The sequence below is a fragment of the Vibrio sp. QJM3NY_15 genome, assembly GCF_057785995.1.
Genome location: NZ_CM173518.1, coordinates 235,309 through 257,499 on the forward strand (window position 1 = coordinate 235,309; position 22,191 = coordinate 257,499).

Sequence of the window (22,191 nt, forward strand, 5' to 3'; positions counted from 1 at the left end):
ACACCTGTAGATTAAAAATAACAAAGCCACGGCATTCGACAGTGGCTTTGTTATTTTACGAGCCTAAGTAGAGCTTAGAGTACCCAGTTATACGACCTTAGGAATCACGATACTAAATTTAGCGCCACCGTGATTGCTGTCATCGATCTTGATATCCCAAGCAAGCTTCTTAGCCGCCGAAATGGCAATCGCAAGGCCTAACCCCGAGCCTCCCGTACTCGACGTTCTGCTTGAATCTAGGCGAGAAAATGGCAGAAAGACTTCATCGCGTCTATCTTCTGGAATCCCAGAACCGTTGTCTTCAATAACCACCAGCCAACTCTCCGAGTTTTCATCCAGAGTCATCCAGATTTTATCTTGTGTGTAGTTACCCGCGTTCTTGAGAATGTTATCGAACACCAAACGAGCCATCATGCAATCGCACTTAATATTGAAGTCTCGCGTTATCTTAGATTCAAAGATGATGTTGTCTAATTCCGAGTAACGAATCCTATCCAAGCAATACTCAGCAAGATCCGCTCTCACTTTCACCAACTCAAAGAAAGAGTTATCCATCACGTTCAACTTCGACAGCATGATAATTTCTGAGGTCAGCTCGTTGATATCTTCAATATAACCATCAATGTCATCAAACAAGGCTTGATGATGACTTGGTGCCCCTCTCCTCAATAGGTCCGTTGCTAGTTGTATACGGCTCAACGGCGTACGAACTTCATGTGGGATGGCTTGGGCGAAGATATGACTTTGCTTAACTTTACTTTCGATCTCTTCAGCCATGACGTTAAAGCTGCAAGCAAGATCAGACACTGGATGTATCTCATCCATACTAGAACGGGTACTCAACTTACCTCGACCAAACTGCTTCTGCTTCTCAACGAGTAACTCGATTCTTTCCTGAAAGCGTCTCACAGGTAAGTAAACACTTGCACCAATTGCCACGATAACCGCCAGCAGTAGCCCTAATAGGAAATGCCTTTCAGAATCCTCATACCATTCAATATCAGGCGAGAAGAAATCCCCTACCTCACTGAATGCAAAGCTAAATTTAGAGTTCGGTAGTTGAAATACAGCCGAATAGAGATTGTTCTCGCTGAGGTAAATCGGAACACCATTTAACCTTGTATATAACTCGCATTTTTGGCAAGGAGCCTCTCCCGACCAATTTTCTAACAGGCGTAAATTGAAGATATAAAATTGTTGGTAGCCTGTTTTATCGAGTTCTTGGTATAGCGAGTTCTCTTGATTGCGCTGGCGGATATATTGTTCAACAAAGTAAGAACCATCGTTAAGAAACGTTTCTATCTCGGTTCTTCGCATGTGCCCTTCACCAAGATTTAAGAACAAGAAGATCGTCGCCGACATCCCAATGACTATACCGAGGTATAAACGAGCGAACATAGAAACCGAACGAAACTTGGTAACAATAAACTTACGCAACCAGCATGTACCCCTTGTTACGAACCGTACGAATCAACTGTTTGTCTTTTGCATGTATACGAAGCTTGCGACGTAATCCTGAAACTCGCATATCAATCGAACGGTCATTAAACGCGTAATCAATCCCTCTGAATAGCTGACAGCACTGATCGCGAGTCACGACCTGACAGATGTTATTGACAAGAAGGTTGAGAATTTCAAATTCAGCAGAGGTTAACTTGAGATTTTGACCATATAACGTGGCACTTTGAGCCGTATTATTAATGACAATATCACACTGTTTTTCAGTACCGGTATCCATTGTTTCAACCGCAGGTGAAGCTCTACGCAACAAAGCTTCAATGCGAGCTAACAGCGCGTGTCCACGAATAGGCTTAGTCACGTAATCGTCTGCGCCAAATTTAAATAAGCTAACTTCACTCATCTCATCTGCTGAAGCGGTAAGCACCAAAATGATTCCGTTGTAAAATTCACGAGCCTGGCGGCAAATTTGAGCACCACTCAAGCCTGGTAACATCAGATCCAACAGAACAAGATCAGGTTCAGTATTACGAATCGCTTCAAGTGCTAAATTCCCATCATGAACAACGCTGACATTGTAACCTTCCGCTTCGAGATAAAGCGTCGTTAAACGAGCGATCTCTTGGTCATCTTCGACAATGAGCACTTTGGTTTTCGACATTCCTATCACCAGTATTTATTAAAAGCGAAGGCAGTATATATACTGGTCATATATCATCAATGTTGTTATTAGAGCCTTGAGTTTACCGTACGCAAAATATTGTAATCACTTTTGTACATACACGTTTACAAAACACGTCGTTCAACAACCCGTACGCCTGAGTTTATGAAGGCTCAGTTCAACTGGAAGAATCACTCTTAGAGTTTTACATACTCATCCAATGCTTACATTTGCTTTATTTTCTTACGCGTACTTACATTTAAGGCATTTACAAATCACAATCAAATCAACCATCTGCGCGCTTCCCACCCATCAGTTGATATTACTGGTAATGAACCAAAAAGCAGCCTAAAAAACCACTACATCAATAATTAATTCAAAAGAAATCGATTACCTTTTCGGGTCACCAGTACTTTCCATTTTTAAACACATGACAAATCCTGTTAAGCGACGGGCTCTTAACGTAACATTCACCCAACTAATAATTCGAACCGATATTAGCCATTAATCACTTCTTCACAGGGCTCACGTTAAGATGAATAAATCGCTTTCACTGTTACTTACAACCACAGCATTAATGTCAACACCGCTTATGGCTGATGCCAATAAACATGAAATGGTAACTAAAATTCAAGAACAGGTAAGCGCTTGGATAGATATTCAAGTCACACCACAAAACAGCATTATTCAGAAGATGGTTTTTAACTGTGAGTTTTACAGTGCCACCCCTTACATCAAATCGCCAGACGGCAATGAGAGCAGCAGTGGCTCATACCTCTTTTACTCACACAAAGGCGTATTAGGAACCGTGACAGAACCTTATACCACTCAACCTTTGCCTGAGTTGACCATGTGCCTTAAAGAAGACTTCGTCATCACCAACCAAGATGAAGCGCAACTGTTGTTCGAAGCCATCGAAACTGTCTATCCAAATTATTCGATGTTCGATGATAATTTCCCTAAAGAGATCACCAAGACGACCAATGGATGGCAATTAATTGATGGTGAGATATTTGATGATAAAAAAGGTTATGTCATCGAAACAACACCGCAAGGTAAAGTGACAAAGATCATCCGCTCACTGAACCTGTAACACGTTGTTTTCACTTTAATGCATCGCTTCTTCTTTAACACAGTCTTTTACTGACTGTTAAAAGCCAGATTCCAATTTGATCAGCGGTCTACTGAATGCATGAGTTCAGTAGGCATCGATCGCCCCAAATATCAGTTCACCGAGTTCAATATGATGACAAGTTATCAACCTTTCGAGTATCTCCAGTGTCCAATTTGGATATATGACATTGATAATAAGAGAATAACTTGGGCAAATAGCAGCGCCCTCCCTCTCTGGGAGTCTGAGTCCTTATTTGAACTGACATCGCGCGATTTTAGTGTCGAGATGTCCAAGGCGATAGAAGCCACTCTTGAAGAGTATCAAAGACAGTTTTTACGAGATGAAAGCATCAAGACATGGTGGAACTTCACACCCAAGTACATTGCTAAGCGGGCACTGTGTTTGTTCTCTGGGATCCCATTGCCAGACGGCCGTACCGGAATGCTGGTACAGGTCATCGCTGAAGAAGGCAGCCTAAAGCACGATCTCGCTTGCTCTGATGGCTCAAACCTCTCCCTTCTATTTGATAGATCGGGAGCGGTAGTGAGTGCTAACTCTGCATTTTGCCAAAACTATGGTTCACCGTTTACCACCCTCTCCGATTTCGTTTCAAGTGAAGAAATAGCCGACCAATGGTTATTCTCAGCACGTAAAGGCCGGGAGATTTTAGAAGAAGTTAGCTGTCAGATTGGTGATAAAGCTCATCATTTTGATGTACAGGGAAAGTGGTTATTTGATAAGAGTGAACTGCTGTTAGAGCTGACTTGCACAACCAAACAAAAAGAGAAGCTGATAAAGGCCAGATACAACGCGGAGCACGACTGCTTAACTGAGCTTTATAACCGTCGTGGCATCACCAACCTTCTGGAAACCAGTATCGCCTATCGCTCCCCCTTTGAGTTGATGTTCGTTGACCTTGATGGCTTCAAACTGGTTAACGACACGTATGGACACAATGTCGGCGACCAACTACTCAAACAAGTGGGTGAACGTCTCAAACAGCTCGTTGATGAAACCTGCATGATTGGTCGATTTGGCGGCGACGAATTCATCGTGATCGCCCACACCTGTCGAAACCACAACATCCCGTTACTTTGCTCGCGTATTATCGATGCCTTAAACCGCAGTTTCCATATTAGAGGGATTGGCACCTTGTCTGTGGGTTGCAGCATTGGTACGGCACACTTCCCAGACAATGCCGTCGATCAAGAGTCATTGCTGAAACAAGCAGGGATGGCAATGCACATTGCCAAAGCGAATGGTCGAAATCGTTTCCAAACTTTCACCCCTAACTTAGCTCAGATCCTTCATCGGAAAGTAGAAATCCGCCATCGATTGACTCAAGCCTTAGAAAACGACGATCTTAATCTGCATTATCAACCGATCATGAATATCAACAATGACAAGGTGAAAGGGTTTGAAGCGCTACTCCGATGGTCAGACAAAGAGCTGGGTAACATTGGCCCTGATGAATTCATCACATTAGCGGAAGAAACGGGTCAAATCGTACCGCTAGGAAAATGGGTGCTCAATTCAGCACTCAAGCAGTTATCGATATGGCATCGGGAGTTTGATAGTGAATTGATGATGAGTATAAATATCTCGAGTATTCAGATGCATGCAACCTTTGCTGAACAGCTGTCTGCAATGCTTAACTTCTACAATATCAACCCTCAAAGCATTGCCCTTGAAATCACGGAATCTTCAATGATTTTCAAACACGGTGAAGTTAGGCAAGCGCTGAACGATATATCGAAACTGGGTGTTGAGCTTCACCTCGACGATTTCGGGACCGGCTATTCTTCTCTCTCTATGTTGCACGACCTGCCAATTAGCACTGTTAAGCTCGATAAAAGCTTTGTCCACGGTTCACACAAAGGGAGTAAAGCGATCGTCCGAGCAGCTCATGCGATCTGTGACAAATTGGGGTTAAAAGTGGTGGCAGAAGGCGTCGAGACAGAACAACAAAAAGCGTTCCTTATCGACTGTGGCTACCGCTACCTTCAAGGTTTTTTGTTCAGTAAGCCTATTCCCTCAAATGAAGTCGAAAGTCGATTTTTATCCGCTTGATAAATAGACAACTAAAGATTTATTTATCAATACGTTAGATCTTTGGTTGCTTAGTGAACAACATAGCGCTGTCTTTGTTAACGCTTACGCAAGCTTACATTGCACCAACCAAGAAAGGAAACAATATAACCTATTGTTTATTATGAACTTAAATAACATCACCCGTTAATATAGTAGTACGCACTTATACCTACTAACTGTAATGATATCAGTATTTCGTTTACCCTACGCCAACACTTGCATAAGGCTCTAAAGCTACCAATATGAGAACACAACGCGGCTTTACTATTTTGGAACTGATCACTTGTTTAGTTATTCTAGGACTGGTTTCTGCTACCGCAATGGTAAAGTTCTTAGATGTTCAAGGAAACGCACGAGCAAGTAAAATACACGACGTGGCAGGTAACCTTCGTACTGGTATAGACATGATCTACGCTAAATCAGCAATCGCGGGCGTCGAGGGTGAATGTAACTACGTGGAAAAAACTGAAATCGAGACCTACTACGTGTGCCATGGTTACCCAATCGCTTATGTCGATTCGTTAAGGCGCTTGCTTAGCATTGACCCAACGGAGCTATACGTAAACAACAAAGAAGTCGAGGATGGCAGCAATGCAGAAAGGGTCGCCGTTATCTCTTTTGATACGGAAAGTTACACCTATTCACCTATAGGGGACTTTTGTCAGGTGCTGTATCAACCAGAAAAAGAACCACAAATCGTCGTGCTTGATGGCGCATGTTAATCACCATTCACAGCTTTCTGCCTAGCCATAAAACTTGGCCTTAATCGCCATTTTTGGGTGAGTATTGTTCGCTTTATGTCAGTTCTTCTTTAGCTCATTCTTGACTCTGTCACGACTCATATTTGAGTCTCGTTCTTTTGTAAACTTTTTCCATCTTAACCAAATGAGAAAGAGAATCATGAAAAAGAACACCTTCGTTTTACCAGCCATCGTAATTTCAACGGTATGTATGTCATTGTCTGCATTCGCAAATAGCCGTGACAACTCTATCGAAGCTGGTGTGACCTTCATCGGAAATCAAGAACTGGCAAGCTTCGGCTATAGTAAAGAGTTGTCGAACAACATCGTTGTCGGTGGCGGTTTCTCATTAGGAACGGAAGCGGTAGATTTAGATGAGCCAAACTCACAAGATGCATGGGGCTTATACTCCAACATTGGCTACAAATTTGAAATCGCTGAGTTCGATATTATCCCTAAGATCGGTATTAACTATCTGAATGCGGATGTGAGATTTGACGACTCAGCATCTAACGACATCAATATCGACAATGTCTATGGCTCAATAGGCACAACGGTTAACTGGCGCATGATAGGCTTAACGGTGGATTACGGTAAGATCAATGATTCGGCAATGGTGCCAATGGGTACAAGCCCTAACTCTAGCACAACACCATTTGAAGAAGACGTAGTACGTGTTACCGCAAGCTTCAATTTTTAGCCTTTAGCTTTCTACCTCTCACCAATAGAAAGCAATCGAGAGCTCCTATTAGTCACTAATTAGGAGCTTTATTTTTAACCTTATACGGAAATCTACGTCTTTTCCCCTAGGGGGATTTATGATGGTGTTTGTTAAATAATCAAAAGCCAATTTCACTTCTAATTATAACTGACTAAAAAGTAACACTAATTGAGTCAAGTCGTTAATATATCTACGTTTAATTAGAGATCTAAGCATTTAACCAACCTAACTCATATCAAATCACAATATTCATCAACAAAATAGAGTTCAAACACTAACCAAAAACAGGTTAACTATGGAATAAAAATCACAATTAAAACAACGTATCGCTTTAGATTTAATCCTTCCAGGTAAAATAAATCGATTAGGTTCTTATCCGAACAGGTTAATTTATAAACCCAAATTAAAAACCTTTTTAAAATCCCACTATTGATGATTTAATTAATTTAAATTCATATTCAATAATAAAAAATAGTATCTATATTAAATGATATTAATATCACCTAAGTTCTTGTAATTAAATTTCATCCTGAAAAATCCTGATAAATCTGCCTCATCAATAGCTACCACAAATACTACGACCATCTACATTAGCAACTGCTAAACTTACGATTAAAACCGCTAGTATAGAAGCTTATAATTGGATAAATACCAAAACAAATGGATAAATCCCCCTTCTCTCTTGTAAAAAATCGCCTTTCATTTATAAATTCAAGTTTTGGGTGAACATCTCGATAACCTTTCATTACAGCCCAGATTCTGCGATTAGTATCAATATCTTGAGAGGAAATGGTGACATTTTAGTTATGTTATTTTGAAAGGACTCTTGGGTTGAATGACAATCTCAGCCACCACATATCAATTACACGAATATAATAACTATCGCTTAGGAGTTGAGCTATGCACTGTTCTTTCAATATAAATAACAATAATGAGAGCTTGCAACTTATTTATAATGAAGAAAAAATATACATCAAAAGAAACAGTAATAAAATATCAGAGGAAAGTCTAAATAGTAAAGAGAGTTTTGTACTTAAATATCTTGTTGAGCACTCTTCAATATCGAACCCTCAATCAGCACGAGACGTTGAAGAATCGTTTAAATTACACTTTGATGAAGAGTTTAGTTTGTACGCATTAAAAAACATTATCGCTTCGATAAGAAAGAAGTATCGAAGTTTATGTAAAAAAGCAAAGATTGATAATAATAACGAGCTGATCACCAACTTATATAAGGTCGGCTACTTTATTGATTTAGATAAAAGTCCGACAGATCGCATCAAACCTAAGCACAACATCAACCAATTCAAGCCCAGCCATATCGATGTGCTAAAGCTGATGTACCGCTCTTACCACAAAGAACTGATACGCTCTTTCATACTCATGCTGACTGTTTCTTCGTTTATCTTATTCGTTATCTACTTTTCCCAAATCTTTTACACAACGAAGATTGCCGATGAATACAGCCTCAACACTAAGCAGGTCGCAGAAGAAGTGATGAGTGATGGTTGTTACAGCGACGTCGCTGTCTACGCGCTAAGGCACTCTCTAAACTTTGACTCCGTCATCATGACAACACCAGATGGCTCATGTTACATATCCAAGAGCCGCTCCAAGTTCATAGAGCCAAACCAAGTTGATGAGTTCTACGACAGCCTAGATTTTGCTTACTCACGTTTTACGTTGCCTGAAAACGGCGTTTACCTTACCGCTCGCATTTCCAAGAACTCAATAGAAGCTCGCTATAGAAACTCATTATTACCGCTGTTCATAGATTCAGTCTCGATACAAAAAAATGGCTATTACATTCTGAATCTCGGAGAGCAAAGCCAGCCCATTTACCAACACTCACTGCCAAGCGGTGCGACTATCACTTTTTATAGTCACAATATAATCGCATTCTGGATCGGGTTAACTTTACTGTTAACTCTAATATTTTATCGTTCTTACCTGTTGGGCTTTGTCGTTTATCTGTTTCGCTGGAAGAACATCTCCTTTGAAGAAGAGCCTATCATCAACACGGAAGACAGCAGCGTCTTGTACTATGAACTGTTGTCCAGAGTGCGCAATGTCGGCGTGCTAGATTTCATCAATGCCATGAGACGCACCAACCTATTGACCTTCCATACCATTTTGCTGATTGAGACGGTTAAAAACGCCAAATCAAACAATAGCCATGAGATCTATGGCGTCAACGTATGCCCGAGTGCGTTAGTGGGTACTAACTTTGCTAAAATTCAGTACCATTTAGCGGCAATGGAAGCGAACGAATTTGTTGTCGAGATCACCGAATACTCGAACATCGGGTATGGGTGTGAGGTGATTGATAACATCAAAGAAATTAAAAAGTTGGGGATTACTATCGCGCTGGATGACTTCGGTACCGGGAACAATAATATCGAAATTATTAGCGTTATTTCTCCGACGTACCTGAAGTTAGATCGCTGCTTTGTCAAAGACATTGAATCAGGAGAACATCATCAAGGAGTGTTGCTCAACATATCCGAAATTGGACGCTTATCTAACATCACTATGATTTACGAAGGTGTCGAAACTCGCCGACAACAATACATCTTGTGTCAACTCGGCTACAACCTGCAACAAGGCTACTTGTACAGCAGGCCTCAAAGCACCACGACTTGATCACCCTATAGACATTTAACTACCTGTGAGCTCATTTATCCTGAATGACATTAGGCTCAAAAAGACAATCATGTCAGAGCTCACAGGGAAAAGATTACCTACCCTAAAATCAAACAGACAACAGCTTATCGAAGTAATCACCAAGTGATCAGCCGAAGTGAAATAACCACTATTTCAGTACCTTATCTATGTTTCACGCCTCTACCTTAAAGCACTTCTATTCCGTCGATAATAATTATTTCCAATAAAAACCTTGCCAATCTGAATAAAAAGGTTAGTGTTATACATATGTATATCACCATGCAGTTTTAATTATGACCGAATGGAAAGACGACCAACCGATCTTTAGGCAGCTAGCTGCAAAGATCAGTGACCAAATTCTTCAAGGTGTTTGGTTAGAACAACAAGCATTGCCCTCAGTGCGTGCTGTTGCCGCCGATCTTAAAATCAACCACCTTACTGTCATGAAAAGCTATCAGTTACTGGTTGATGAAGACCTAGTCGAGAAAAAACGCGGCCAAGGTATGTATGTCGCAGAAGGGGCTCTTCAAAAATTGAAAGAGTCCGCACATCAATCATTCATCAACACACAGATCCCAGCCATCGCTGAGACGCTAGGCATCATTGATATGAGTGTCGAAGAACTCGTGAAACAGCTAGAACAACATATAAAGGACAAGTCATGAGTACTTTACTTTCAGTGAAAAACGTAACCAAAACCTATTCAAATCAAGTGGGTGTCGAGAACATCAGCTTTGAGTTAAAGCCGGGGCAAGTGCTTGGGCTGCTAGGTCACAATGGCGCAGGTAAATCGACCTTGATCAAATCACTGCTTGGTGGGCACAACTATCAAGGTGAGATTGAAGTAAATGGCTACCACCCTATCCACCAGCACGCTGAACTCATGCTGCACTTATCGTACATTTCAGATGTGAACGTATTGCCTGAGTGGATGACAGTAAAGCAACTGCTTCGATACACACAAGGCGTTCACCCAAGCTTCAATAAGCAAAAAGCAGAACAGACGTTAAGTAGCACCAACATTAAGCTATCTTCAACGATCAAACAGCTTTCTAAAGGGATGAAGGTACAGCTTCACCTTGCAATCATTATCGCGACTGACACTCAAGTGTTGATCTTAGATGAGCCAACGCTAGGTCTAGATCTGCTCTACCGCGATACTTTTTATCGCCACCTCCTAGAGTGGTTCCACGATGGCAAACGCGCGATGATCATTGCTAGCCACGAGGTTTCAGAGATTGAACACCTATTAACGGATGTACTGATTTTAAAGCAAGGCCATTGTGTACTGCAAAAGAGCATGGAAGACATCGAGAACGACTATTTCATTATCGATGTCGCAAACAACCACTCAAACGAAATCCAGAAACTCAATCCACTGACCTCACAGCCTGGGCTAGGAACCACTAAGTGGTTATTGGAAGGCCAATATAAAGCGCAAGTTGAATCATTGGGTAACATCTACAACGTTGGTCTCGCAGACCTATTCCTTGCAACACAGACGGAGAAGGCATAATGCACCCAACTTTTTATATGCTAGAAAAAGAACTGATCGAGCACAAAATTAACACTCGATTACCTCTATTTATCGCGTTATGTGGTTTCTTGCTGTTCGTTAGTTTGTTTTTCAATGGCGCAGCGCAGCATGAGTTTTTCTTCCAAATGGAAGTCAACGGCGACGTGAGTGACATCCACAGAGAGTTCGCACAAGACCTCAACTCAGTGATCTACTTTGGCGCTGGCCTTATTTCACTCATACTTTCGACGCTTTACATCCCTAAAACACTGCGTAAAGAGCGCCAAGAAGGCAGTTCGATGTTTTGGAGAAGTATGCCAGTATCCAATGCCATGACTCACAGCGTGAAGCTAGGCTTCGGTCTAGTGGTTATTCCGGCTATCTGCGCGCTATTAGTTCTATTCGCTGACTTCTTGTTTTGGGTACTGAACGTTTCAAGCGAACAACAATTGGCATTGATAGTAGAGCAGCAATCACTGTTTTATGTGCTGAGCAATTGGTTGGTGTTCTTTGGACGAATGATGTTAATTGCGTTAGTTCTGCTGCCATTAGCAACGGTTACTCTGGCGATTTCACAGCTGGTGAACTCTCCATTACTTGTCATTTTCATCTCAAGCTATGCGATTAAGTTTCTGTCTGTCGCCGTGTTTGGATTTTATGGCATCAATGACTTCTTCTCTCTCATCGCTTCACTGCCGATGAATCTACTCACAGCAAGCAATCCATTCAGCGTGATTGCAGAAGCGCCGGTTTTGTCTTTGGGTATTTATGTACTGATTGGTGTTGGCGGCTATCTGCTGAGCCTAAAGCTAAATAGAACGGACGATGTGAGCTTGAAGACGCTGTTCCAACGATAGAGTCACTTATTCTGAGGCCTCAACGGGTAACCAAATCAGATATCTAAATCAAAGCTTCTGAGAAATCAGGAGCTTTTTTATTGGCTGCTGTTTTATTGTTAGGTGCTTTGAATTCTAACAACGGTTTTCGTGATAGAGGCAAAGATACGGATTGGTGGTTGGTTTTGGTTTTGCTTCAGGGAGCTGAGTACTGAGTGAGGTAAGGATAATCTAGGAGGTATTAATGAGCTGACATTGAATTGCATTATTGTTAATGCCTGCCAGCTCTTTGGGGGATGATTTCTTTAGTCGCTGACCAGATGAAGGTCCTTGAGAGCGCTATTGAAATCGGTTTGTTGCGTTTTACATTTGATTAAGCTGTTCAGCTTTTTTAAAGCTTTACGATTTAAAGCTTATTTCTTTGAAGCTTCTTTCGCTGTGTCTTTCCAGTATTGGATGCGAACGCGATGAAGCTGTGCTCTTCTCATTTTTTTCATAAGGGATATTTCCTTTTCTTTAACTGCTCTTCATGAGCTATTTTTATTGCCAACTATTCGAATCTAACGGTGTTTGACGGCCAGATCAATGATACAAATCACAAAATATATAGAGTTTTGAGTACCATTTACATCAAAGTATGACCTAGTTATCAACTATGGCTCAATTCAATCTCTTAAGCCGTTGTTCGAAATTTAGATTAGTTATCTCAGATGACAAATTCATTTCAGTATCAATACAGTTCAGTGATACGTATGTAATAGACCGGACTAACACAGATTTAGTTCCCAATAATTTGCCTTTCCTACTCCTGCCATTAACTGGCCTTTCTCGCGTAATACTTGTTTTCCTCCCGACCTGAGTTACAGTGTAACTAGCGTGCTTTTTGTATTGACTATTTTTTATTCACATAAGCCTATACGACACAAACTCAAAATGGGATTATGTTTGTAACGGAAGAGCTTTTAATAGAAAAAGACAGTAATGGATAAAATCAAATGGACGTGATCATGAGTAAAGTCATTCTACAAGGGCATATTCTTGTGCCAGACAACGACCTAGAAGCCGTCACACAAGCACTGGTTGTTCATAAGGAACTCACACTCTCAGAGCCCGGTTGTATCGTGTTTCGAGTCAGTCAAAGCTCACTTCAACCTAATCGTTTTGAAGTTTATGAAGAATTCACTAGCCGTGAGGCGTTTGAAGCGCACCAACAGCGAGTAAAAACTTCTGAGTGGGGTGAAACCTCCAAGAACGTGACACGTCATTACCAAATCACCGATATTCCGACACCATAATGATTGACCCGCTAGCCAACCGTATCATCACATTGATCAAACAAGATCCCTTGCGAATGAGGGTTTTAGACTGTGTCGCTCAACTGAATTTACCGCAGTGCTATGTTTCTGCGGGCTTTGTGCGAAATCTCGTTTGGGATCAAATACATAACTATGCCTCCCCGACTCCACTTAATGATATTGATGTGATCTACTTTGATCCCAACGATACCTCTTACGAATCGGATCTTCGATACGAGGCTCAGCTTCAAGAGTGGTTACCTGAATTGAATTGGCAAGTTCGCAATCAAGCCAGCATGCATGCTCGAAATGGGGATGAGCCTTACCAAGGTTCATTGGATGCGATGAGTTACTGGCCAGAGAAAGAAACCGCCGTCGCCGTAAAGCAAAGCCCGACAGGAGAAATCGAGTGTATTTCCGCTTTTGGTTTAGAGAGTTTGTTTGATTTGAAGATCACACCGAACCCCAATCGCAGCAAAGACGTGTTTGACCAACGAGTTCAGTCTAAGAACTGGTTAACTCATTGGCCCAAATTAACGATTGATCACAGTTAACGATTAGCCACAGTGAGTTAATGAGCGGCTACAGTCAACTAGCGGCCAGATTCAAAATGAAAACCATTGACTAAAAGCCCAATCAGATCGAACATGCCCCCACTTGCTTAGCTTATTAATTTATTAGCCTAGTAAGTTTGTAACTAACTCATCAACCGCGCCTGGCGACTAACTGCTGCGCTCTCTCGTCATACTGAGTAACGACTATGAACCAACAATACATGCTGCAAGCTCTTGAAGCTTCGCGCCAAGCCCTACCCAATTGCCAACCAAACCCACCAGTGGGCTGTGTTTTGGTTAGGAACGATAAAGTGGTGTCTGTTGGATATACGCAAAAGGTCGGTGGAAACCACGCCGAGATTGAAGCACTGAATGGCTATGACAGCGAAACGGACGGAGAAATGGAAGGCGTTACCGCTTACGTAACTTTAGAGCCATGTTCATTTGTTGGCAGAACACCCGCTTGTGCCAATACATTGGTTAAAGCAGGTGTAAAACACGTAGTAGTGGCGATGCTAGACCCAGACCCTCGCAATAATGGTCGTGGTGTGGCGATACTCGAGTCGCACGGCGTGAAAGTCGATGTAGGGCTATGCCAAGAACAAGTGAGCGCTTTTCTAACCCCGTATCTTGGTAAATCTTAGTTCTTAAACAGCCAACGCTAGCTCAATTTGACTCGATAAAGCGGATTGACTGACTTATCGACAAAATACGACCAAATATGATCGTAGACGGCATGTTGGTTGGGGAACGGTGCAAGTGCTTTCGCTTCCTCTAAATCGCACCAGCGGTACTCTGTATGTTCGTCATTCAGTTCAATCGTTTGGTTGGGCGAGCATAGCACCGCAAACACTGGGATTAGCTGAATCACATTAACGTGAGCCTCGTAAAACTGCTCCAGAAACTGCGCGTTATACAAAGCTTCCACTTTAATTTGGGTCTCTTCTTCAAACTCGCGCACGATAGCCTGCCAACCTGTTTCACCCGCTTCAATCGAGCCTGCGACATGGCACCAAAACTCGCCTTTCACACGTTTCATTAATAGCATTTTCGTTTGTCCGTCGATCTCAGAAATTGCGACACCGGATACAATCGAAGTATTGAGTGGAATCATAACGTTACCTTAGATTGAGCAAGAGGGCGGCAAGGCTACCACCCTTCGTTTGTGAAGTTGTCTTCTTTGATTAAAAACGAGAGGCCACTCATCAATTTGTAAACATCAAGCGCAACTCTTGAGGTTTGTATATCTAATAACAACCTTTGTACCCAGTCATTGAGCGATTCTTATTTGAGGCGTATTTCGATAAAGAGTAGAATCGCCGCCTTGTACTGTGTTTCTTCACTTTTGTTTTTAGCGCATCAGTTTTTAGACTCTCACACAGTAGACTCACAACCATTTATCACCACGATATAAGTATTAATACGACTATGCACTCATCAAAATCAACGCACGACTCAGAAAACAGCCATACTCCTGAGCATTGCTTCACTCGTTTTCAACAGCCGATCGAGTCATATTCGTTGCCTGAGCGTTTCACATTCCCGTTCTACTACGAACCGCACCCACTGTGTGAAATCGCCTCTCATCAGCTTCAACAATATCTAGAAACTCAAACCGACTGGCAGCATGACTTCGGACTGGATTCTGACGCTGGCCGCGGCAAAATGTTTGGTGTGTTACTGGTGAAAAGCCCAGAAAGTGAGCTTGGTTACTTCTCTGCTTTCTCTGGAAAAATCGCCGACCAAAACCTACTGCCTCACTTTGTGCCACCCGTATTCGACATGTTGAGCAGCGACAGCTTTTTCCATCAAGACACAGCCGACATGATGGCTGTGAATGCGAAATTTAAAGCGCTGCAAGCAAACGCTGATTACCTTGAACTGTGCGAGCAACTGGCACAACAAAAAGCACAAGCTGAACAAGAGATTGAAGCTCAGCGTTTATTAATTATAGAAGGCCGAAAAACACGTAAAGAACAGCGTGAACAAGGTAAAGAAAAACTTGATGAGCAAGCCTTCGAACAGCTAAATAACGAGTTAAACAAGGCCAGTGTTGCCGACAAAAATCAGCACAAATATCTTAAGCTCAACTGGGAACAGATCCTAAACGAGTTACAAATCAAAGTTGATGTGTTCACTAATCAATTAGCTGAACTAAAAGAGCAAAGAGCGCACCTTTCTCATCAGCTTCAGCACAAACTGTTTTCACAATACGCTTTCCAGAATGCGGAAGGTAACATTGAGGATCTCAACCAGATCTTTGAAGACACGCCAAACAAGATACCACCAGCAGGTTCTGGCGAGTGTGCCGCACCCAAACTTCTGCAATACGCGTATTTAAACGGTTACACACCATTGGCACTGGCTGAATTTTGGTGGGGTCGTTCACCGAAATCGGAGATCCGTAAACACAAAAAATACTACGCCTCTTGCCAAAGTAAGTGTGTACCGATTTTAGGCCACATGATGAAAGGCTTAGAAGTCGATCCCAACCCATTGCTAGAGAACCCAGCAGAAGGCAAAGAGCTGGATATCTTATTCCAAGACGATCACATCGTTGTGGTACACAAACCAGCAGGTTTTCTATCCGTTCCGGGTAAAACCATAAAAGATTCGGCCTACACTCGCGTTCAAGAAATGCATCCCGATGTTGAAGGGCCATTTGTTATCCACCGCTTGGATATGGCGACCTCTGGCATTCTAATATTTGCGCTTACACGACGTGCGAACAAAAGCTTACAGAAGCAGTTCATTACTCGTGAAGTTGAGAAGCGTTACGTGGCAATGATAGAAGGCGTTTTAGAGCAAGATGAAGGCTATGTTCGCTTACCACTGCGTGGAGACTTATACGATCGTCCTCGTCAGATTGTCTGCTTCGAACACGGCAAGCCTGCTGAAACGAAATGGGAAGTGATTGAGCGAAACCAAGACACCACTAAGGTTTATCTGCACCCTAAAACAGGCCGCACACACCAATTACGTGTTCACTGTTCACATGAAGAAGGGCTTAACATGCCTATCGTGGGTGATGGCTTATACGGCAACAAAGCCGACCGACTACACCTACACGCAGAAAGGCTAGCACTGCACCACCCAGTCACCAAAGAGTGGATGGAGTTCCAGTTCGACGCTGAATTCTAAGCGTTAAGCCTATTTTCTACGTTAAGATTATTTTCTGCGTTAAGCCTAAGAGATAAACCAGAGTCACAAACCATTTGTGACTCTGCCTCCCTCTTTCTACTACCCCTTTCGGATAATTCTCCACGCTTATTGCACTACATCAAGGTTCACTTTCTTGTGACGAGTAGCATTCGCCTCTTCTTCTTTCCTTGAGGCCTTTGATATGTCATCAGCTGCTTTGAATATACAACCCAACACAACGACTTCTTCCGTGATCGCTTCGCAAGCACTAAGCTTGAAACCACTCACAGACAAAAAGCCAGACTTAAACTCGGCAATGCTCAATCTGATTGAAGAAGTTAAAAACGAACTCCCTCTTTATGAGTCGGAGACGTTTATCTGTGGACCGAAAGGAAACTGCTCTGGTTGCTCTAAGAAATTATTGGAGATGGTCGACAGTGAATTGATGTACTGGGAACACAGTATTTCAATCGGCCAAGGCCCTAACTTCGAAGAATTACGCCGTTTTGGTAAGCTATGCAGTAGTGTTAGACGCGGCCTAGAACGCAACGGCTTGGTAGAAAAGCGCCCAAAGAAAAGATAACCAGCTAGCTCACAGCCACTACAAGCTTTCGATAAGCATTACAAACTATCGATCCGCATTACAACCTATCAATCATCATTGCAATCCAGCCTAGCCACTAACAGGTTGAACTCGTTCACTATAAGAGTGATAATGTTTTGTAATACAATAAGTACCAAGACAAACCATTAGAGATTTTCCGCCAAGTTCTTGAGCGAATCCATCCTTCATGTCTAGCGTGTCTTAAACCTTCTGAAAGCCAACATCACATCCATTAAGAACCTTTATTGGATAGCGGGGAAATACCTTGAAGAAACCACAACCAATACTGGGTAAGACCGGTATGCTATTTTTCCTCGTCATCATCAGTGCGTTTCCTCCATTGACCATCGACTTGTATTTGCCAGCCCTTCCACAAATGGTCGAGGTGTTCAATACCGACCAATCGATGGTCAACCTAACCCTGAGCAGCTACTTCGTGACCTATGCGGTTGGCCTGTTGTTCTGGGGACCACTCAGCGAAAAGTTCGGGCGTAAGCCGATTCTACTCATTGGCATCGCGAGCTATATGGTGGCGAGCATCTTATGTGCTATGACCAATAGCATCGAGCAGTTGATTGGTGCCCGTATATTTCAAGCCTTTGCGGGCAGTGCTATCACCGTTATCGCAACCGCCATTGTGAAAGACCTTTATGACGGCCGAGAACGTGAAAAGATCATGGCAACTATCATGTCGTTGGTGATCATCGCACCGATGGTCGCGCCTGTATTTGGTGCTTTCCTGCTGAAAATAGCGTCTTGGCGAATGATGTTCGTCACTCTCGCTATTTTTGGCTCATTCGCATCAGTATTGGCGCTTTGCTACCGAGAGACGCTTGAAAGCAAATACCAAGGCTCCATTTTCCGCTCATGGGGAAGACTGGCCGTGGTCATGAAAAACCGCTCATTCATAAAACTGCTGGTTATTTTTTCTATCACACCAATGGCGCTAATGGGCTTTCTTGCCGCAGGTTCTTATATCTACATCAATGACTTCGGGTTGACCGAGCAGCAATTCAGTTACGCTTTCGCGTTCAATGCATTATGTGCCTCATTTGGGCCAACGCTTTATATGAAGTTGTCCTACCGAGTGTCGGTTCAAAAAGTGATTTCAGCGTGTTTTGCTCTACTGGCGATTGCCGGAATCTTTACGCTGACAGTCGGTGGTTTGTCACCTTGGTTCTTTATGTTTATCGCAGCACCAGCGACGCTGATGGTTATCATCATGCGAGTACCGGGCACCAACTTAATGTTGAACCAGCAAGATCATGACACAGGATCTGCCGTCGCATTGATTCAGTTCTTCAGCATGATTTGTGGTTCACTTGGTATGGTTTTGGTTTCAATCCGCCCAGATTCGTTAATTGAAAACCTAGGCTTTATCCAATTATCGGTGGGAATCCTAGGCGGCTTGATGTGGCTGATGGTCAGAAACAAAGAGTGCGTGACTAAGAAACTGAATTAGGCACATCCAAAATAGCTAAGTTTTGTACTCAAACACGATTTAGGGCGTCCTCGATCGTGTTTGAGGTCTCGCCCTCACTGGCTTTAGCGCATATTGGCTCCAATTCCCTCAATTAGAGTAAACCTCATGAAATGGGCACATTTACTGTTCGCATCCCTGCTTTCCTTTTGTACTTCTGCCATCGCTTCCGATGTCGGATTCACTCAAGTCACCCTAACTGACGATCCTAACCGCCCGCTAAACACTTCCATTTGGTATCCCACACAAGATGCATCAGACACAACCTTGATTGGCGATAACCCAGCCTTCATCGGTACGCAAGTCATCAAAGATGGAGAGATTCAATCCGGCACTTTTCCAATAGTACTGTTATCACACGGTTACCGAGGAAACTGGCGAAACCAAAACTGGTTGGCGACCGAACTTGCGAGTCGTGGCTACATCGTAGCGGCCACTGACCATCTGGGAAGCACTTCTTTCGACCAATCTCCAGAGCAAGCGGCGAAATGGTGGGAAAGGCCAAGAGATGTGTCACGAATTCTGGACTACTTGTTATCCGAAACCCCGTGGAAGCAATTTGCTAACGCTGAAAATGTTACCGCAATCGGACACTCTCTAGGTGGCTGGACCGTAATGCAATTAGCTGGCGCTAAATTGGATAGACCAACCTTTGAAGCTAATTGTTTGGTATACCCGAACCCACGAACTTGTGGACTATCTGATGAATTAGGGCTATCACAAGTCCAACCCTCAGAACCAAGCAATAAAGACCTTTCAGACCCTCGAATTCAACGTGTAGTTAGCCTTGATCTAGGGCTTGCACGGAGCTTCTCAGTCGGCAGCTTAAATGACATTACAGTGCCAATCTTAATATTGGCGGCTGGGATTGATATTGGAGACCTACCTCAGGCATTAGAATCTGGCTACATGGCGGAGCATATACCTATTAGTTCGAGACAATACAAAGTCTACGAAAACGCCACTCACTTCAGTTTCATTCAACAATGCAAACCTGGGGCAGTACCGATGCTTGAAGAGGAAGTGCCGGGTGATGGCATTATTTGTAAAGATGGCGTTGGCACATCACGCGACCAGCTGCATCAATTGATCTTAAACGACATCGTTAGCTTTCTGAATTGATAAACGGAAAGCAAACACACTCAATCTAACACTTGTGGCGAACTTCGATACTCACTCGGAGTTTGCCCAGTTATCCTTGAAAACTCGCGATTGAAATTGGACTTGGTCTGAAAGCCGGAACTAAGGAAGATATCAGTTACCGCTTCATCACTTTGCATCAGGAGAGTCTTAGCGTGCTCTATTCGATAGGCGTTAATCACCTTTGAAATGTTCTGGTGGTGAGTTTGATTAACCGCAGACGATATTTTTCGAGCTGGGATACCTAGCTTTCTCGCCACTCGATTCAGGGACAAATCTGGATCTTTAAACACCTGATGATCCTTCATTAATGCATCAAACTTAGCGACTATCTGCGTGACTTCTTCATCTACTTTTTGGCTTGTCGACGATATCGCAGATACATCAATTACTTCAGGATAATGGTTTGGCGCTGTCAGTTCACTCTGCTGTTGGGTTTGTTCCTGAATTGGTGCCGAGCTAGTACTCACAACGACTACAGCCCCAACAATTGCGGGAATAAGAACTAGGTAACCAATAGACAGAATTAAGTCGGTGTGTTGTGCGTTAAGCAGCAAAATATCATACGAGATAATACCGTCCACGAGAGCTGAAAACAGCAAAGCAAAACCAGCAACACGTTCAGCAAGCAAAACATTCGATACATCACTCAGCCTGACGTGCTCTGGGAAGTTAAACGATGATTTCAACAACAAGCAGCCATAGCCGAGATATAGCGAGATCAACAATAGATCAATCGTTCCCCCCCAAATATACGAATAAGAAAAGGAGCTAACCAGAACAACCACTGGGCCTAAGCAATGCAAAAGAGACAAAGGTTTACTTCGATGAGCTCCCGTAAAGCAGAGCCATGCAGCCACCGGTACACTTGCCCCTAGAACCGGTTGTAAGAAACGGAACAGTGCAATATCAAACGTCCAACGTAACCCAACAACAGTAATCATCAACGCACACAACATAATAAACCAAAACGGTTTTTGGCTTGTTTGTGGGTAACGATATCGAAGCAAAACAGCCGTGATAAATAACAACAGCGCAGCAACAAATGGCAAGGGAATGGCAAGCATCAAAATTCCATTTATGTTCGAGAAAAGATCATTTCAATATCACGTCACCTATTCCGTAAGTAAACCATTGAATCAATGCGAGTGATAAGTAATGAATATCAATCTATGGTAAATCATTCCTCAGAGAGAAATCTAGAACGAAATCTTGATGGTGTTAAGCCAATGATTTTCATGAAGACCTTACGAAAGCTATTTACGTCCTCATAACCAACTAGGTAGCTGATCTGCTCAACCGATTTATGGGAGCTTTCCAATAACTCACATGCACTTTGAATACGTACGTGTTGGATATAGTTAATCGGCGTAAAACTGGTCGCCTTGGTAAATTGACGAATAAAGGTTCTTCGAGTCATAAACGCTTCTTCAGCCAATTGATCAAGAGACAACGAAAGGTGATGGTTCTTTTGAATAAAACGCTGCACCGAGACAATCTTATCATTGCCGTGAGCATAGTTCGGCACAAAGCTCTGATAGTAACGTTGCTCTCTCAACCCCGTATCAAGCACCAAATATTTACCTAGATTACGAGTGTTGGTCGGTGTCGTGTATTTGGTCAGGATAAACAAAGCGAGATCCATCCACGACATCAAACCACCAGCGGTCATCACATCCGTATCATCAATCAAGATTTTGTCGATATCGACTGCGATCTGTGGGTAAAGCTCCGTAAACTTCTGCTGCGCTTGCCAGTGTGTGGTCACGGTTCGCCCTTCTAACAAACCTGTTTTTGCCAAAATGAACACGCCTGCACAAGCTGAACAAAGTATCGCCCCCCTTTGGTGAGACTCAATCAGGTACTCAAGCAAGGTGTCACTCGGCTCTAGATAGTAACAACCATCTAAATTCGGTGGGAGTATGATGATATCGGCGTTCGACACGCTAACACTGTCATGCGCTTGGATCTGAACGTTGAATTGAGTCTTCTTAGCCGAAGGTTCAAGAGAATTTGCCATCTGCAGAAACTCTTTCACGCCAAACACGGCACTTTGCAGAGAGCCTGGATAGTCGATGATTTCGACCATTACTGATTTTGTCACTATTGCCATAGAGTCTGTCATTTTTGACGTGCGATAAAAACTACAGAGTATTCATAATATCCCTACACCGCA

20 protein-coding genes are annotated in these 22,191 nt (G+C 42.8%); 15 read left to right on the forward strand and 5 right to left on the reverse strand.

Features of this window, described 5'->3' with window-relative positions; translation table 11 throughout:
- Window positions 1–87 precede the first annotated feature (87 nt).
- Window positions 88–1,437 (reverse strand): sensor histidine kinase, encoded by a 1,350-nt coding sequence (locus AC3CKG_RS17520; protein WP_102312806.1) that lies wholly within the window; start codon window positions 1,435–1,437, stop codon window positions 88–90.
- The gene (locus AC3CKG_RS17525; protein WP_102291884.1) at window positions 1,430–2,119 is read right to left on the reverse strand and encodes a response regulator transcription factor; all 690 of its coding nucleotides are present in this window, start codon (window positions 2,117–2,119) and stop codon (window positions 1,430–1,432) included. The genes AC3CKG_RS17520 and AC3CKG_RS17525 overlap by 8 nt, the downstream gene beginning before the upstream one ends.
- Before the next feature lie 535 nt (window positions 2,120–2,654).
- Between AC3CKG_RS17525 and AC3CKG_RS17530 the strand changes: the two genes are divergently transcribed.
- The 11 genes from AC3CKG_RS17530 (at window position 2,655) to AC3CKG_RS17580 (ending at window position 14,294) form a co-directional block, all read left to right on the forward strand.
- Window positions 2,655–3,212 carry a hypothetical protein gene (locus AC3CKG_RS17530; protein WP_488529654.1) on the forward strand — a complete coding sequence of 186 codons (558 nt, stop codon included), beginning with the start codon at window positions 2,655–2,657 and terminating at the stop codon, window positions 3,210–3,212.
- Window positions 3,213–3,311: 99 nt separating this feature from the next.
- On the forward strand, window positions 3,312–5,303 hold the full coding sequence (locus AC3CKG_RS17535; RefSeq protein ID WP_488529655.1) for a putative bifunctional diguanylate cyclase/phosphodiesterase: 1,992 nt from the start codon (window positions 3,312–3,314) through the stop codon (window positions 5,301–5,303).
- A 263-nt stretch (window positions 5,304–5,566) separates the two neighbouring features.
- A complete protein-coding gene (locus AC3CKG_RS17540) occupies window positions 5,567–6,046 on the forward strand; it encodes a type II secretion system protein (protein WP_192852996.1) in 480 nt (159 codons plus the stop codon).
- A 178-nt stretch (window positions 6,047–6,224) separates the two neighbouring features.
- The gene (locus AC3CKG_RS17545; protein ID WP_488529656.1) at window positions 6,225–6,764 is read left to right on the forward strand and encodes a hypothetical protein; all 540 of its coding nucleotides are present in this window, start codon (window positions 6,225–6,227) and stop codon (window positions 6,762–6,764) included.
- A 921-nt stretch (window positions 6,765–7,685) separates the two neighbouring features.
- A complete protein-coding gene (locus AC3CKG_RS17550) occupies window positions 7,686–9,428 on the forward strand; it encodes an EAL domain-containing protein (protein ID WP_488529657.1) in 1,743 nt (580 codons plus the stop codon).
- Between the two features lie 314 nt (window positions 9,429–9,742).
- A complete protein-coding gene (locus tag AC3CKG_RS17555) occupies window positions 9,743–10,114 on the forward strand; it encodes a GntR family transcriptional regulator (RefSeq protein ID WP_017111621.1) in 372 nt (123 codons plus the stop codon).
- Window positions 10,111–10,965 carry an ABC transporter ATP-binding protein gene (locus AC3CKG_RS17560; RefSeq protein ID WP_488529658.1) on the forward strand — a complete coding sequence of 285 codons (855 nt, stop codon included), beginning with the start codon at window positions 10,111–10,113 and terminating at the stop codon, window positions 10,963–10,965. The genes AC3CKG_RS17555 and AC3CKG_RS17560 overlap by 4 nt, the downstream gene beginning before the upstream one ends.
- Window positions 10,965–11,822 (forward strand): hypothetical protein, encoded by an 858-nt coding sequence (locus AC3CKG_RS17565; RefSeq protein ID WP_488529659.1) that lies wholly within the window; start codon window positions 10,965–10,967, stop codon window positions 11,820–11,822. Before AC3CKG_RS17560 ends, AC3CKG_RS17565 begins: the two co-directional genes overlap by 1 nt.
- A 986-nt stretch (window positions 11,823–12,808) precedes the next feature.
- Window positions 12,809–13,096 carry a putative quinol monooxygenase gene (locus AC3CKG_RS17570; RefSeq protein WP_488529660.1) on the forward strand — a complete coding sequence of 96 codons (288 nt, stop codon included), beginning with the start codon at window positions 12,809–12,811 and terminating at the stop codon, window positions 13,094–13,096.
- Window positions 13,096–13,650 (forward strand): nucleotidyltransferase family protein, encoded by a 555-nt coding sequence (locus AC3CKG_RS17575; protein WP_488529661.1) that lies wholly within the window; start codon window positions 13,096–13,098, stop codon window positions 13,648–13,650. The genes AC3CKG_RS17570 and AC3CKG_RS17575 overlap by 1 nt, the downstream gene beginning before the upstream one ends.
- A gap of 206 nt (window positions 13,651–13,856) precedes the next feature.
- Window positions 13,857–14,294 carry a bifunctional diaminohydroxyphosphoribosylaminopyrimidine deaminase/5-amino-6-(5-phosphoribosylamino)uracil reductase RibD gene (locus AC3CKG_RS17580; protein WP_488529662.1) on the forward strand — a complete coding sequence of 146 codons (438 nt, stop codon included), beginning with the start codon at window positions 13,857–13,859 and terminating at the stop codon, window positions 14,292–14,294.
- A gap of 17 nt (window positions 14,295–14,311) precedes the next feature.
- Here AC3CKG_RS17580 and AC3CKG_RS17585 read toward each other — a convergent pair whose 3' ends face one another.
- Complete coding sequence (locus AC3CKG_RS17585) at window positions 14,312–14,764, reverse strand: NUDIX hydrolase (RefSeq protein WP_488529663.1); 453 nt, start codon at window positions 14,762–14,764, stop codon at window positions 14,312–14,314.
- A 314-nt stretch (window positions 14,765–15,078) separates the two neighbouring features.
- On the opposite strand from AC3CKG_RS17585, the gene AC3CKG_RS17590 reads away from it, so the two are divergent.
- From AC3CKG_RS17590 to AC3CKG_RS17605, 4 genes are all read left to right on the forward strand, one after another.
- On the forward strand, window positions 15,079–16,791 hold the full coding sequence (locus AC3CKG_RS17590) for an RluA family pseudouridine synthase (protein WP_488529664.1): 1,713 nt from the start codon (window positions 15,079–15,081) through the stop codon (window positions 16,789–16,791).
- 202 nt (window positions 16,792–16,993) lie between these two features.
- Complete coding sequence (locus tag AC3CKG_RS17595; protein ID WP_065105314.1) at window positions 16,994–17,374, forward strand: hypothetical protein; 381 nt, start codon at window positions 16,994–16,996, stop codon at window positions 17,372–17,374.
- Between the two features lie 286 nt (window positions 17,375–17,660).
- The gene (locus AC3CKG_RS17600) at window positions 17,661–18,857 is read left to right on the forward strand and encodes a multidrug effflux MFS transporter (RefSeq protein ID WP_488529665.1); all 1,197 of its coding nucleotides are present in this window, start codon (window positions 17,661–17,663) and stop codon (window positions 18,855–18,857) included.
- Window positions 18,858–18,983: 126 nt separating this feature from the next.
- Window positions 18,984–19,997, forward strand: a complete 1,014-nt coding sequence (locus AC3CKG_RS17605) for an alpha/beta hydrolase family protein (RefSeq protein WP_488529666.1) — start codon at window positions 18,984–18,986, stop codon at window positions 19,995–19,997.
- Window positions 19,998–20,017: 20 nt separating this feature from the next.
- Here AC3CKG_RS17605 and AC3CKG_RS17610 read toward each other — a convergent pair whose 3' ends face one another.
- Both AC3CKG_RS17610 and AC3CKG_RS17615 read right to left on the reverse strand, forming a co-directional pair.
- Window positions 20,018–21,085 carry a helix-turn-helix domain-containing protein gene (locus AC3CKG_RS17610; protein ID WP_488529667.1) on the reverse strand — a complete coding sequence of 356 codons (1,068 nt, stop codon included), beginning with the start codon at window positions 21,083–21,085 and terminating at the stop codon, window positions 20,018–20,020.
- A 110-nt stretch (window positions 21,086–21,195) separates the two neighbouring features.
- A complete protein-coding gene (locus AC3CKG_RS17615; protein ID WP_488529668.1) occupies window positions 21,196–22,128 on the reverse strand; it encodes a GlxA family transcriptional regulator in 933 nt (310 codons plus the stop codon).
- Window positions 22,129–22,191: the final 63 nt, after the last annotated feature.

What these genes read in the sequence shown, in the direction of transcription:
- AC3CKG_RS17560 (WP_488529658.1), top strand. Translation starts at nt 10,111, where the DNA reads ATGAGTACTTTACTTTCAGTGAAAAACGTAACCAAAACCTATTCAAAT.
- AC3CKG_RS17550 (WP_488529657.1), top strand. Translation starts at nt 7,686, where the DNA reads ATGCACTGTTCTTTCAATATAAATAACAATAATGAGAGCTTGCAACTT.
- AC3CKG_RS17530 (WP_488529654.1), top strand. Translation starts at nt 2,655, where the DNA reads ATGAATAAATCGCTTTCACTGTTACTTACAACCACAGCATTAATGTCA.
- AC3CKG_RS17525 (WP_102291884.1), bottom strand. Translation starts at nt 2,119, where the DNA reads ATGTCGAAAACCAAAGTGCTCATTGTCGAAGATGACCAAGAGATCGCT.
- AC3CKG_RS17565 (WP_488529659.1), top strand. Translation starts at nt 10,965, where the DNA reads ATGCACCCAACTTTTTATATGCTAGAAAAAGAACTGATCGAGCACAAA.
- AC3CKG_RS17615 (WP_488529668.1), bottom strand. Translation starts at nt 22,128, where the DNA reads ATGGCAATAGTGACAAAATCAGTAATGGTCGAAATCATCGACTATCCA.
- AC3CKG_RS17545 (WP_488529656.1), top strand. Translation starts at nt 6,225, where the DNA reads ATGAAAAAGAACACCTTCGTTTTACCAGCCATCGTAATTTCAACGGTA.
- AC3CKG_RS17540 (WP_192852996.1), top strand. Translation starts at nt 5,567, where the DNA reads ATGAGAACACAACGCGGCTTTACTATTTTGGAACTGATCACTTGTTTA.
- AC3CKG_RS17605 (WP_488529666.1), top strand. Translation starts at nt 18,984, where the DNA reads ATGAAATGGGCACATTTACTGTTCGCATCCCTGCTTTCCTTTTGTACT.
- AC3CKG_RS17590 (WP_488529664.1), top strand. Translation starts at nt 15,079, where the DNA reads ATGCACTCATCAAAATCAACGCACGACTCAGAAAACAGCCATACTCCT.
- AC3CKG_RS17585 (WP_488529663.1), bottom strand. Translation starts at nt 14,764, where the DNA reads ATGATTCCACTCAATACTTCGATTGTATCCGGTGTCGCAATTTCTGAG.
- AC3CKG_RS17570 (WP_488529660.1), top strand. Translation starts at nt 12,809, where the DNA reads ATGAGTAAAGTCATTCTACAAGGGCATATTCTTGTGCCAGACAACGAC.
- AC3CKG_RS17555 (WP_017111621.1), top strand. Translation starts at nt 9,743, where the DNA reads ATGACCGAATGGAAAGACGACCAACCGATCTTTAGGCAGCTAGCTGCA.
- AC3CKG_RS17595 (WP_065105314.1), top strand. Translation starts at nt 16,994, where the DNA reads ATGTCATCAGCTGCTTTGAATATACAACCCAACACAACGACTTCTTCC.
- AC3CKG_RS17535 (WP_488529655.1), top strand. Translation starts at nt 3,312, where the DNA reads ATGAGTTCAGTAGGCATCGATCGCCCCAAATATCAGTTCACCGAGTTC.
- AC3CKG_RS17575 (WP_488529661.1), top strand. Translation starts at nt 13,096, where the DNA reads ATGATTGACCCGCTAGCCAACCGTATCATCACATTGATCAAACAAGAT.
- AC3CKG_RS17580 (WP_488529662.1), top strand. Translation starts at nt 13,857, where the DNA reads ATGAACCAACAATACATGCTGCAAGCTCTTGAAGCTTCGCGCCAAGCC.